Source organism: Enterobacter sp. 61D5 (assembly GCF_034107965.1).
GTDB lineage: Bacteria > Pseudomonadota > Gammaproteobacteria > Enterobacterales > Enterobacteriaceae > Enterobacter > Enterobacter cloacae_M.
Genome location: NZ_JAWNFK010000002.1, coordinates 24,227 through 36,427 on the forward strand (window position 1 = coordinate 24,227; position 12,201 = coordinate 36,427).

General features: G+C 56.9%; 10 protein-coding genes and 2 tRNA genes. 6 read left to right on the forward strand and 6 right to left on the reverse strand.

Translation table 11 applies throughout. The annotated features are described in order from the left end of the window. Window positions 1-24: 24 nt before the first annotated feature. A complete protein-coding gene (sbcB, locus tag UTM25_RS00305) occupies window positions 25-1,461 on the reverse strand; it encodes an exodeoxyribonuclease I (protein ID WP_414146743.1) in 1,437 nt (478 codons plus the stop codon). 198 nt (window positions 1,462-1,659) lie between these two features. On the opposite strand from sbcB, the gene dacD reads away from it, so the two are divergent. From dacD to UTM25_RS00325, 4 genes are all read left to right on the forward strand, one after another. After that, a complete protein-coding gene (gene dacD / locus UTM25_RS00310) occupies window positions 1,660-2,826 on the forward strand; it encodes a serine-type D-Ala-D-Ala carboxypeptidase DacD (protein WP_194399589.1) in 1,167 nt (388 codons plus the stop codon). Window positions 2,827-2,945: 119 nt separating this feature from the next. Further along, window positions 2,946-3,419 (forward strand): DNA gyrase inhibitor SbmC, encoded by a 474-nt coding sequence (sbmC, locus tag UTM25_RS00315; RefSeq protein ID WP_194399588.1) that lies wholly within the window; start codon window positions 2,946-2,948, stop codon window positions 3,417-3,419. A 92-nt stretch (window positions 3,420-3,511) separates the two neighbouring features. After that, window positions 3,512-4,570 carry an FUSC family protein gene (locus UTM25_RS00320; protein WP_194399587.1) on the forward strand — a complete coding sequence of 353 codons (1,059 nt, stop codon included), beginning with the start codon at window positions 3,512-3,514 and terminating at the stop codon, window positions 4,568-4,570. A gap of 158 nt (window positions 4,571-4,728) precedes the next feature. Further along, entirely contained in the window at window positions 4,729-5,064 is a 336-nt protein-coding gene (locus tag UTM25_RS00325; protein WP_008499467.1) for a DUF496 family protein, read from the forward strand. Between the two features lie 47 nt (window positions 5,065-5,111). Here UTM25_RS00325 and UTM25_RS00330 read toward each other — a convergent pair whose 3' ends face one another. Together UTM25_RS00330 and UTM25_RS00335 are read right to left on the reverse strand one after the other, a co-directional pair. After that, window positions 5,112-5,447, reverse strand: a complete 336-nt coding sequence (locus UTM25_RS00330; protein WP_063441226.1) for a gamma-glutamylcyclotransferase family protein — start codon at window positions 5,445-5,447, stop codon at window positions 5,112-5,114. Window positions 5,448-5,500: 53 nt separating this feature from the next. After that, a tRNA-Asn gene (locus UTM25_RS00335) sits at window positions 5,501-5,576 on the reverse strand. A gap of 161 nt (window positions 5,577-5,737) precedes the next feature. Here UTM25_RS00335 and emmdR point away from each other — a divergent pair. Together emmdR and UTM25_RS00345 are read left to right on the forward strand one after the other, a co-directional pair. Continuing rightward, entirely contained in the window at window positions 5,738-7,192 is a 1,455-nt protein-coding gene (emmdR, locus tag UTM25_RS00340) for a multidrug efflux MATE transporter EmmdR (RefSeq protein ID WP_123244567.1), read from the forward strand. A 103-nt stretch (window positions 7,193-7,295) separates the two neighbouring features. Next, a tRNA-Asn gene (locus tag UTM25_RS00345) sits at window positions 7,296-7,371 on the forward strand. 142 nt (window positions 7,372-7,513) lie between these two features. On the opposite strand, the gene UTM25_RS00350 is transcribed toward UTM25_RS00345, so the two are convergent. The 3 genes from UTM25_RS00350 to shiA all read right to left on the reverse strand — a co-directional run bounded on the left by UTM25_RS00350 (window position 7,514) and on the right by shiA (window position 12,140). Beyond that, window positions 7,514-9,280: an aminopeptidase P family protein gene (locus UTM25_RS00350; RefSeq protein WP_194399586.1), complete on the reverse strand. Its 1,767-nt coding sequence runs from the start codon at window positions 9,278-9,280 to the stop codon at window positions 7,514-7,516. Between the two features lie 18 nt (window positions 9,281-9,298). Further along, on the reverse strand, window positions 9,299-10,753 hold the full coding sequence (locus tag UTM25_RS00355; RefSeq protein ID WP_048976440.1) for an AMP nucleosidase: 1,455 nt from the start codon (window positions 10,751-10,753) through the stop codon (window positions 9,299-9,301). 73 nt (window positions 10,754-10,826) lie between these two features. Next, window positions 10,827-12,140 carry a shikimate transporter gene (shiA, locus tag UTM25_RS00360; protein ID WP_182930888.1) on the reverse strand — a complete coding sequence of 438 codons (1,314 nt, stop codon included), beginning with the start codon at window positions 12,138-12,140 and terminating at the stop codon, window positions 10,827-10,829. Window positions 12,141-12,201: the final 61 nt, after the last annotated feature.

Genomic DNA, 12,201 nt, shown 5'->3' on the forward strand with positions numbered 1-12,201 from the left:
AAAGTGAGACCGTGTCATTCGGGCTTAAACAATCTCCTGTGCATACTGATACAGGGCTTTCAACAGCGCCAGCTGCTCGCTGTAACCTTCATACTGAACGTAAAGTTTCTGTAACTCATTGGCGTAGGCTTGTAGGAACTCCGGGGTAAAGACATTGCGACGATGCTGCAGCCAGCGATCCTGCTCTGCCTCGTCCAGCGTGCCGGGGAAGTTACGCGCGCGGTAGTTAAACATCAGTTTTTCGATGCGTTTATCGGCGAAAGTAATATCCAGCGCCGGTAAGTTACGCGGCTCGGTTTGCAGAATGATATTCATCGCCGCGCGGTCGGCATCGCTGAAGAAGCCGTTGTAGAGCTGGGCGTCCACGTTTTCGGAGGGCACGAACGGCTCCGCCTCGGCAAAGATGGCGACCACTTTCTCGCGCACCTGCGGGTTTTCGCGCAGCACTTTCAGGTTATCGAGACAGTGCTGCCGGTTAATGCCCAGTCTGTCCGCATCTTCCGGGCGCAGCGTATTCGCCTGCGCGAGTACCGGACATTTATTGATATGCACCAGTTTGACCGGCACCGCAGGCAGATCGCCGAGTTCATTTTTCGGGGTATAAAGCCTTTCGCGCAGGGTATCGCTGTCGAGCTCGAGCAGCGGCGAAATATCGCCGGCTAAATCCACCATGATGACCGCATTACGGTTGTCCGGATGCCACGCCAGCGGCGCGACCCAGCTGGTATTGCCGCGCCAGGCGCCAAACATGCCGGAAATATGCACCAGGGGTTTCATCTGCGGCACGTCGATAAGGGTCATGAGCTTCTGCTTGCTGCGGTGGCTCAGCAGATACTCAAACAGCCGGGGCTGCGCGTTTTTCACCAGCTTCGCCATGGCAATGGTGGCATAGACGTCCGCCATCGCGTCGTGGGCATTGCTGTGCTCGATGCCGTTGGCGCGCGTCAGGTGTTCCAGCCGGAAGCTCGTCAGCCCTTCCTCATTTTCCGGCCAGTGAATGCCCTCAGGACGCAGGGCATAACAGGCGCGCATGATGTCGAGCAAATCCCAGCGTGAATTGCGGTTCTGCCAGCTCCAGGCATAGGGATCGTAGAAGTTGCGATAAAAGATGTTGCGCGTCACTTCGTCATCGAAGCGGATGTTGTTGTAACCGACCACGCAGGTATTGGGGACGGTAAACAGATCGTGGATGCGTCGGGCGAATTCTGCCTCGTTAACGCCTTTCTCGCGCGCTTCCTGAGGCGTGATCCCGGTGACCATGACCGCCCCTGGCTGCGGCAGGTAGTCATCAGCCGGTTTGCAGTAAAAGACCTCAGGCTCGCCAATAATGTTGAATTCGTCGTCGGTACGGATGGCTGCAAACTGCGCCGGTCGGTCCAGCGCCGGGTGTGCGCCAAAGGTTTCATAGTCATGGAATAAAAAAGTCGGGCGAGCGGCAGAGTCAGACACCAGTAATACCATCCTGTTAAAAAATGACGCCACTATGGTAAACGATCGTGCGGTTCAGACCGAATAAAAAGCACCGCCGTCGAGCAAATTTGCGCGCCAGCTTCAGGAAAAAACCTGCGTTCTGTCACATTTTTTTGCAATTAAGCCAGGTAACGACATCAGAACTCCCGTAAAAAGGTCATCGATTTTTAATGACCTGAGGATATACCGTTGAAACGCCGTCTGTTTATTGCTGTTTCTTTACTCGCTTCGAGTGTCTCATCTGCTTTTGCGGCCGAACCACTGGATTTTTCGCCGCAGCCTCCGGCCATTCAGGCTGGCTCCTGGGTGCTGATGGACTACACGACTGGTCAGATCTTAACGGCGGGCAACGAACATCAACAACGCAATCCGGCGAGCCTGACCAAGCTGATGACGGGGTATGTGGTTGATCGGGCCATTGATAGCCATCGCATTACGCCGGACGACATTGTCACCGTCGGGCGTGATGCGTGGGCAAAAGGCAACCCGGTTTTTGACGGCTCGTCGCTGATGTTCCTGAAAGAGGGCGATCGCGTCAGCGTGCGTGATTTAAGCCGCGGTCTGATTGTCGATTCCGGCAACGACGCCTGCGTGGCGCTGGCCGATCACGTGGCGGGCGGTCAGCCGCAGTTTGTGAAGATGATGAACGACTACGTGCAGAAGCTGAACCTGCGCGATACGCACTTTGAAACCGTCCACGGGCTGGACGCGCCGGGCCAGCACAGCTCGGCCTATGACCTGGCCGTACTTTCCCGGGCCATCATTCACGGCGAGCCTGAGTTTTACCATATGTACAGCGAAAAGAGCCTGACCTGGAACGGGATCACCCAGCAAAACCGTAACGGGCTGCTGTGGGATAAAACCATGAACGTGGACGGCCTTAAAACGGGACATACCTCGGGGGCGGGCTTTAACCTGATTGCGTCCGCCGTTGACGGGGAGCGTCGTTTAATCGCGGTTGTGATGGGGGCGGACAGCCCGAAGGGGCGTGAGGACCAGGCCCGAAAACTGCTGCACTGGGGGCAGCAGAACTTCGATACGGTGCAGATCCTGCATAGCGGTAAAAAAGTGGGGACAGAGCGTATCTGGTACGGCGATAAGGAGCAGGTGAAACTGGGTACCGACCAGGACTTCTGGCTGGCCTTGCCGAAAGCGGAAGTGCCGAACATCAAAGCCAAATACGTGCTGGATAAAAAAGAGCTGGAAGCGCCGATTGCTGCGCATCAGCGGGTCGGGGAGATCCAGCTCTATGACCGCGACAAGGTGGTGGCGCACTGGCCGCTGGTGACGCTGGAAGCCGTTGATAAGGGCGGACTGTTCTCTCGCATGAGCGATTATCTCCACCACACGCTTTAACCGCTGATGGGCAGACTGGCAGGGTTGCGAGTCTGCTCACATAATAAACACTTCTCGTTTGCTGAACCCTCAAAATCCGCTTTATAGTGTATGTATATACAGTAATAAATGGAGGCAGCATGGACTACAGCATCAAGCAGCAACAGAAACGTAAGATTGCCGGTTTTCATTTGGTCGGACCTTGGGAACAAACGGTTAAACAGGGCTTTGAACAGCTGGTGATGTGGGTGGACGGGCGCCACATTGAGCCGCTGGAGTGGGTTGCGGTCTACTACGATAATCCGGATGAGGTCCCGGCAGAAAAACTGCGCTGCGATACGGCCGTTACGGTGCCGGACGATTTCGTTATTCCTGAAAACAGCGAAGGCGTCATGATGACGGAAATCGCGGCCGGGGATTATGCCGTGGCGACGGCGCGCGTGGAAAACTACGACTTCGCCACGCCGTGGTATCAGTTCTTCAACTCTCTGCTGCAGGACAATAAGTACCAGATGGCGCTTAAACCCTGCTTCGAACGCTATCTCAATGACGGCAATACAGACGGCTACTGGGATATCGAAATGTATATCGCGGTAGAGCATAAAACGGCTTAAGCCTGCTAAATGAAGGGTTTTTCAGCCGGGAGCGATCCGCCCGGCTGAAAACACAGTACAATTGTGATTTGCCGTGTAGCTGGAGAGCGGGTGTGCGTCCCGACAAATCATTAACCCCTTTTGAAATTCGGTTGTACAAACATTACCGCGTGGTGCACGGATGTCGCATCGCGCTGGCGTTCGTATTGACGTTTGTACTGGTCCGTTTGCTGGATGTTCCGGAAGGGACGTGGCCGCTGATCACCCTGGTGGTGGTAATGGGGCCCATCTCGTTTTGGGGGAACGTTGTTCCACGCGCCTTTGAGCGAATTGGCGGGACGGTTTTAGGCTCGGCCCTTGGGCTTATTGCCCTGAAGCTGGAGCTTATCTCATTTCCCGTGATGCTGGCGTGGTGCGGGGCCGGCATGTTCCTGTGCGGCTGGCTGGCGTTGGGCAAAAAGCCTTATCAGGCCTTGCTGATTGGGATTACTCTCGCGGTGGTTGTCGGTGCGCCCGCCGGGGATATGACCACGGCGCTGTGGCGAAGCGGGGATGTTATCCTGGGGTCACTGCTGGCTATGCTCTTCACCGGCATCTGGCCGCAGCGGGCTTTTCTGCACTGGCGTATTCAGATGGCGAACTACGTCACCGCCTTTAACCGCGTCTATCAGGCCGGTTTTTCCCCGAATCTGGTCGAACGTCCCCGGCTGGAAAAGCATCTGCAAACGATCCTCAACGACGTGGTCAAAATGCGCGGCCTGATCACGCCTGCCAGCAAAGAAACCCATATTCAGAAATCGATTTTCGAAGCCATCCAGACGGTAAGCCGCAATCTGGTCTGCATGCTTGAACTGCAGATCAACGCGCACTGGGCCTCGCGTCCCAGCCATCTGTTGATGCTTAACGCGCAGACCCTCAGAGAGACCCAGCAGATGACGCAGCAAACGCTGTTGACCATTGCCCATGCGCTCTATGAAGGGAACCCGCAGCCGATACTGGCCAACAGCGAGCGGCTGAATGAGATCGTCGCGGAGCTGAAGCAGTTAATCAATGAACGCCAGAGCGATAACGTGGCGGAAACGCCTATTCATGGCTACGTCTGGCTGAGCATGGAACTGGCGCGGCAGCTTGAGCTGTTATCGCACCTTATTTGCCGGGCGCTGCGCAAATAAAAGGCTTATGTGACGCCTGCTGCTTCGATTCAGCAGCATTTGGGGTTATGATAGCTTTAAACGATATACTCATTGTCATTCGTAGCCGCTGTCAGTAAGGTTATTGTTACAACGGTTGCCTTAACGAATCCGAATCTCACATTATCAGGGGTATAAAAATGGAAACTACCAAGCCTTCATTCCAGGATGTTCTGGAATTCGTCCGCCTGTTCCGCCGCAAAAACAAGCTGCAGCGTGAAATCCAGGACGTTGAGAAGAAGATCCGTGACAACCAGAAACGTGTTCTGCTGCTCGACAACCTGAGCGACTACATCAAGCCAGGTATGAGCGTTGAAGCTATTCAGGGCATCATCGCCAGCATGAAGAGCGACTATGAAGACCGCGTTGATGACTACATCATCAAAAATGCTGAGCTGTCCAAAGAGCGTCGTGACATCTCTAAAAAGCTGAAAGTGATGGGCGAAATCAAAAACGGCGAAGCAAAAAGCGAGTAATCGCAGCGAATAGTGAAAAAGGCTCTCTGGTGACAGAGAGCCTTTTTTTATGATTCAGAACGCGGCTGTAGCTGATAAATCCAGGCCTGAACCTGCTTGCCTTCAAGGGTGGTTACCATGACCTCAACCCGATCGTAGCCGTCTTCAAATTCGTCCAGCATTTGCCAGTGTGCGGCAAGGTTATCCGAGATAAACAGATAGCCTTCGACGCGGGGTCCGTCAGGGTGGAGCACAATTCCCGGGAAGTCCGCCGCGGCGCCCCAGCCGCGTTCGTAAAACGTGCCGGATACGGAACCGGCCAGCCATTCGCCGCCGATATTTTCAAGAATATGCGCATTAGCGTGGCCCGGGCGCAGCGTGCCGTAGACAAACAGAGCGTTCATTTTCCCTCATCCGTAAAGCAAAAAGCCTGCTTTAAAAGCAGGCTTTTTAAATTTGGCTCCTCTGACTGGACTCGAACCAGTGACATACGGATTAACAGTCCGCCGTTCTACCGACTGAACTACAGAGGAATCGTTGTGGAGGCTTATCTTAGCGGCGAAAAAAGTTTTGTCAAACCTGATCTTAGGGAAAATCGACTGATTGCTGATTCTGTCGTCAGTTTGTTGTAAATCCACACATCTTTTTCTGGAAAATACTTTGCAGGATTAGCATTTGTCCCCCATCATTTGAAATGGAGTTTCAACTTTTCTCGCTAAGGTCCATTTTGAACGTCACTGCCTCCTTACGCCAGGCGATAACGCGCACGCCATGGTATGCAAAACGTAAAAGCTATCGTGTCCTGTTCTGGCGTGAAATCACCCCTCTTGCCGTGCCTATCTTCCTGGAAAATACCTGCGTTCTGCTGATGGGAGTTTTGAGCACCTTCCTGGTAAGCTGGCTGGGGAAAGAGGCGATGGCTGGGGTTGGGCTAGCGGACAGCTTTAACATGGTGGTGATCTCGTTCTTTGCCGCCATAGATCTCGGGACGACGGTGGTGGTGGCCTTTAGCCTCGGCAAGCTTGATCCCAAACGTGCACGCGAGGCGGCCCGCCAGTCGCTGATGATCATGACCATTTTTTCGATCGTTCTGGCGGCGGTGATCCACTATTTCGGTAAAGAGATTATCGATTTTGTCGCCGGGGAGGCCACTAACGAGGTTAAAGACCTGGCGCTGACCTACCTGGAAATGACCGTCTTAAGCTATCCGGCGGCGGCCATTGCGCTGATTGGCAGCGGCGCGCTGCGCGGGGCGGGCAACACCAAAATTCCGCTGCTGATCAACGGCGGGATGAATATCCTGAATATCATTATCAGCAGCGTGCTGATCTACGGTGTGTTCTCGTGGGAGGGGCTGGGGTTCGTCGGTGCCGGACTAGGATTAACCATTTCACGCTATATCGGTGCGGCAGCCATCATCGGGGTACTGATGGCGGGGATTACCCCCTCCCTGCGTCTGACGCTAAAAAGCTATTTCCGCCCCTTTAATTTCGCCATTATCTGGGAAGTGATGGGGATCGGCATTCCCGCCAGCATTGAATCGGTGTTATTCAACGGCGGGAAGCTGCTCACGCAGATGTTTGTCGCCGGGATGGGCACCGACGTTATCGCCGGTAACTTTATAGCCTTCTCTATTGCCTCGCTGATTAACCTGCCGGGTAACGCGCTGGGTTCGGCATCGACCATTATTACGGGTAAGCGGCTCGGGAAAGGGCAGATAGGCCAGGCGGAGCGGCAGCTGCGGCACGTGTTCTGGCTGTCGACCATTGGGCTGACGCTGATCGCCTGGGGAACCGCGCCGTTTGCCGGGCTGATGGCCTCGTTCTATACCCACGAAGACGACGTTAAAGAGGTCGTTAAGATCCTCATCTGGCTCAACGCGGCCTTCATGCCTATCTGGGCGGCCTCATGGGTATTGCCCGCCGGGCTGAAAGGGGCGCGCGATGCCCGCTTTGCGATGTGGGTATCGATGCTGGGCATGTGGGGATGTCGCGTTGTCGCGGGATATACGCTCGGGGTGATGCTCGGATGGGGTGTGGTCGGCGTCTGGCTGGGGATGTTCCTCGACTGGGCCGTGCGGGGCGCGCTGTTCTACTGGCGGATGGTCAGCGGGCGCTGGCTGTGGAAATATCCGCGAAAGAATGCCTGACAATTGCGCGAAGTGGAGAATAATTCGGCAAACGATCGGAAATGTGCATTCTGCCTTTGACATCATGGGGGAGCATCGATAATATGCGCCCCGTTCACACGATTCCTCTGTAGTTCAGTCGGTAGAACGGCGGACTGTTAATCCGTATGTCACTGGTTCGAGTCCAGTCAGAGGAGCCAAATTTAAAAAGCCTGCTTTTAAAGCAGGCTTTTTGCTTTTCTGCGCAAGGTAAATGCAAAACGGCAACCTTGTTGCCGTTTTTAGTGTGTGCACCCTCTCCCGTGGGAGAGGGTTGGGGTGAGGGCACCAGACCGCACGAAATTACAAACCAATCGGCGCCGTCGCTTCCACCAGCCACGGACGCGCATCGCTGTTCACCAGAGGTGAAAGCACCTCGCGTACCTGCCGGTGATACGCATCCAGCCACTGCTTTTCCTGCTCGCTCAGCAGATGCAGCTCAACCTGACTTAAGTCGATCGGGATCAGCGTCAGCGAGGCAAATTTGCAGAACCCCGGACGGCTCTCCACAATCTCCACCTGGTTTTCAATGCGAATCCCGTGGCTATCGCCCAGATAGTATCCTGGTTCAATCGTCATGATATTGCCCGCCACCAGCGGCCACGGGTTGACCTTTTTGGCGATGCGATGCGGGTTCTCGTGGATCAGCAACTGATGGCCCACGCCATGCCCTGTGCCGTGATCGTAATCCAGCCCCATCTCCCACAGCGGGCGACGCGCGAAGGCATCCAACTGATGCCCCTGAGTACCAGAGGGGAACTGCAGAGTAATCAGCGACAGAAAGCCTCTCAACACGGCGGTGTAGTGCAGGCGCCGCTGTGGATCGACATTACCCCACGCCAGCGTGCGCGTGGCGTCGGTGGTGCCGTTAACATACTGGCCGCCGGAATCGTTCAGGTAAAAATGGTTATAGCCGATAGGCTTATTGCTGGCCTCGCTCGAATGATAGTGGCACATCGCCGCATTGCTCGAAGAGGCGGAGATGGTGGCAAAACTCTGCTCGATGAACCCCGGCTGCTGTTGACGGAACGCAAGCTGCTGCGCCTGCGCGTCCAGCTCGGTGAGCGGTTGTCCTGCCGCCTCGCGCCGCGGCACTTCACGGCTCAGCCAGGCGAGGAAGTTGACCCACGCGGCCCCGTCCTGGTGATGGCACTCGCGATAGCCTGCCAGCTCGACCGGATTTTTAGTCGCTTTCATCAGGGTGATGGGGTCAGTCCGCCAGACAATTTCTCCCCGTGGCTCAACGGCGAAGCGCAGGGCCACCGGCGCGGAATCGGCATCAATCATCACCCGTTTGCCTACAGCAATCTGCTGGCAGCGTTCAATAAAGGTATCCTGCGGCGCAACGGTGAACGCATTGCGCACACCGTCAGGCAGGGCGCTGAGCTTATTGTCGTTAACAAACCACTCAACGCTACCATCACGGCTGAGCAGGGCGAAGGAAAGAGGAACCGGGCTAAAGGGGATATCTGAGCCACGCACGTTTAGCAGCCAGGCGATGTTATCCGGCAGGGTAACGGCGAGGAAATCAGCATTGTGTTCTGCCAGCACGGCGGCGACGCGCTGACGTTTGTCCGCGCTGCGTTCACCGCTGTGTTCAACCGGCATTTCACGGATAAGCCCCGCCGGTGCGGCAGGGCGATCGGTCCATAAGGTGTCAAACGGCGAGGTCTTCAGAGGTACCAGCTCGCACGGCGTGGCAGACAGCTGCTCAAACTCTGAATTTGTCATCAACAGCGCATCAAAGCCAATGCGGGTTCCTGCCTCAACGTTTTCTGCCAGCCATTCTGCCAGCGGCTCGTTGTGAAGGTGGTGGATCTCAACCTCATCCGTATTGACCTGAACGCGTGCCTGAACCTGATAGCGCCCGTCGACGAACAGCAGCGCTTTGTTTTTCAGCACCAGCGCCACGCCGGCCGAGCCGTCAAAGCCCGTCAGCCAGGCCAGCTTTTCGTCGTAGGGCGCGCAGTATTCGCTTTGCCAGGCATCCGCCCGCGGGACGATCATCCCGTCGAGATGGCTGGCCTCAAGCCAGTGGCGCAGGGCAGAGATCGGAGATGTGCTGGACATTGTTTTTCCTTATCGTTATTAGCGGAACGGCGGCTCGTTGAAGGTGCGCAGCTTGCGGGAATGGAGCCTGTCACCTTCTGCCCGCAGCAAATCAATGGCGCGAATACCAATCTGCAGATGTTCGGAGATTGCCCCTTCGTAGAAACGGTTGGCCTGGCCCGGCAGCTTAATTTCGCCGTGCAGCGGCTTATCGGAGACGCACAGCAGCGTGCCGTAAGGGACGCGGAAGCGATACCCCTGCGCGGCAATGGTGGCGCTCTCCATATCGATCGCCACCGCGCGGCTCAGGTTGAACCGCAGCGCGGAGGCGGAGTAGCGCAGCTCCCAGTTGCGGTCATCCGTTGTGACGACCGTGCCGGTGCGCAGGCGCTGTTTAACCTCTTCGCCCGGCATGCCGCTGACCTCTTTGGTGGCGTCATACAGCGCGCGCTGTACTTCGGCGATGCTCGGGATTGGGATATCCGGCGGCAGGACCGCATCAAGCACGTGATCATCGCGCAGATAGGCGTGGGCCAATACGTAGTCGCCAATCAGCTGGCTTTCGCGCAGGCCGCCGCAGTGGCCAATCATCAGCCACACGTCCGGGCGCAGTACCGCCAGATGGTCGCAGATGGTCTTGGCATTTGACGGGCCCACGCCGATGTTGATCAGGGTGATGCCCTGGCCGTCGGCGGTGATCAGGTGCCAGGCGGGCATCTGGTGCTTTTTCCACGCCAGGTCGGAGATCGCCTGCTCGGGCGCTTCGGTTTCAGCGGTGATCCAGATCCCGCCCGCGCAGGACAGCGCAATATACGGGCTCTCCGGGTCGAGGATCTGGCTACAGCCCCAGCGGACAAACTCGTCGACGTAGCGGGTATAGTTGGTAAAGAGCACGAACGGCTGGAAATGTTCGACTGGCGTACCGGTGTAGTGGCGCAGGCGCGCCAGGGAGAAATCGACCCGGCGGGCATCAAAGTGCGACAGGGGAGAAAATTCTGCCGGGTGATAAATCCCGTCGGCCGTCTCATCGCCAATCTGTGAAAGCTCGGTGGTCGGGAAGTGGCGGGTCAGCCCCGCGCTCATGGAGCGGTCAAGGGTTAACGCCGAACCGTCAATCACGTACGGATACGGGATCTCATGCTGCGAGGGCTCAACGGCAATGTGCGCGCCGTAATCCTGATACAACAGCGTGAGTTGTTCTTCAAGATACGGTCGGAACAGCGCAGGGCGGGTGACGGTGGTGCTGTAGCAGCCGGAGTGGGTAAAGCGCGCGTAGGCGCGGGTTTTGGGATTACTGCTGGCGCTGCCGTCCCAGGTCACAGAGAGCGATGGATAAACAAAAAGGCCCTCGGTTCTGGCCTTTTGGTCGGGAAGTTTCCCTGTTTCGATATATTCGCTGATGGCGCCGCGCAGCGCGTTGACGGACTGTTCATACAGCGCGTCGAGTTTTTCCAGCGCCTGAGCCGGGGTCAGGCTGGAGCCCTTATTATTCATCTCTGTCTCCTTGTTCCACAGGTGTGCGACTCTACCCGATAGTATGTCACACGCCCGTGAAACAAAAGGGAGATCAGCCGTGGCTTGTCTCTTTCATCAGCAGCGCCGTTGCTGCCGACAGCAGGCAGCCGGCCAGCAGATAAATCGCCACGCTGTGCCAGTTGCCGCCGGAGAAGGTCACCAGCGCGGCTGCAATAAACGGCGTAAATCCGCCGCCGACCACGCTTGCGACCTGATAGCCCACGCCCGCGCCGCTGTAGCGGTAGCTTGCGCCGAAAAGTTCGGTAAACATCGGCTGCTGCACGCAGACCACCATATCGTGAGCGATGTTGGCGAGCATGATGGCGAAGAAGACAATCCAGAAGATCGACTGCGCCTCCAGCGCCATAAAGAATGGCCAGGCGCTGAGGGTGCCAATCAGCGCCCCGGTGATGTAAACGCGACGGCGGCCAAACCGGTCCGCCAGCCAGGCGAAGCAGGGGATTGTCAGGCAGCTGATCCCGCCGACCAGCAGGCCAATATTCAGGAACAGCTCGCGCGGCAGGCCGAGATTCTGCGTCGAGTAGTTCAGGGCAAACGCGGTGACGATATACATCGTCAGCAGCTCGCACAGGCGCAGGGCGATAATTTTCAGAAAAGCGCCAGGATGCCGGACGAGGGCTTCCATGACCGGAAGACGTCTGTTCTTGGCCGGTTTTTCCTGCTGCTTTTCAAACTCAGCCGACTCCTCCATCCCGTTACGGATCCACAGTGCGGCGATGACCAGCACGATGCTGAAGATGAACGGAATGCGCCAGCCCCAGCTCAGGAACTGCTCGTCGGTGGTAAGCTGGCTGATGAGCGATACCAGACCGGTGGAAAGCAGCAGGCCTACGCCGTACCCGACCTGTACGCCGCTGCTGTAAAACGCTTTCCTGTGCTTCGGCGCGCTCTCAACGGACAGCAGCGCCGCGCCGCCCCATTCGCCGCCTACGGCGAAGCCCTGGATGGCGCGCAGGGTGACCAGCAGTACCGGCGCCCACCAGCCGATAGAGGCAAACGAGGGGAGAATACCGATAAGCGCAGTGGCGATCCCCATCATCCAGACGGTGAGCATCAGCATGCGCTTGCGGCCCAGGCGGTCGCCGAAGTGGCCGAAGATCACCCCGCCCAGCGGGCGAAACAGAAAGCCGACGCCGAAGGTGGCAAACGCGGCGAGCGTGCCCATCGCGGGGCTGACCTGGGGAAAAAACTCGCGGTTAAACACCAGGGCGGCAGTGATGCCGTAAAGCAGAAAGTCATACCAGTCGACGACGGCACCCGCGAAGCTGCCTAAGGCTGCGCGGCGGGCACGATTGAGCGAAGGTGTCTCCTCGTTGGGACGATCGGAGATGAGGGTGGAGTCCATAGTTGTCCTGTCCGTACTGATTTTTAATTATTGGTATAAGAAAAGGTCACTCACATTGCGC

Bases quoted from the DNA above. Each gene is read 5' to 3' on its own strand.
- sbcB (WP_414146743.1), bottom strand. From the start codon at position 1,461: ATGGTATTACTGGTGTCTGACTCTGCCGCTCGCCCGACTTTTTTATTC.
- sbmC (WP_194399588.1), top strand. From the start codon at position 2,946: ATGGACTACAGCATCAAGCAGCAACAGAAACGTAAGATTGCCGGTTTT.
- UTM25_RS00325 (WP_008499467.1), top strand. From the start codon at position 4,729: ATGGAAACTACCAAGCCTTCATTCCAGGATGTTCTGGAATTCGTCCGC.
- UTM25_RS00330 (WP_063441226.1), bottom strand. From the start codon at position 5,447: ATGAACGCTCTGTTTGTCTACGGCACGCTGCGCCCGGGCCACGCTAAT.
- emmdR (WP_123244567.1), top strand. From the start codon at position 5,738: ATGGAGTTTCAACTTTTCTCGCTAAGGTCCATTTTGAACGTCACTGCC.
- UTM25_RS00350 (WP_194399586.1), bottom strand. From the start codon at position 9,280: ATGTCCAGCACATCTCCGATCTCTGCCCTGCGCCACTGGCTTGAGGCC.
- UTM25_RS00355 (WP_048976440.1), bottom strand. From the start codon at position 10,753: ATGAATAATAAGGGCTCCAGCCTGACCCCGGCTCAGGCGCTGGAAAAA.
- shiA (WP_182930888.1), bottom strand. From the start codon at position 12,140: ATGGACTCCACCCTCATCTCCGATCGTCCCAACGAGGAGACACCTTCG.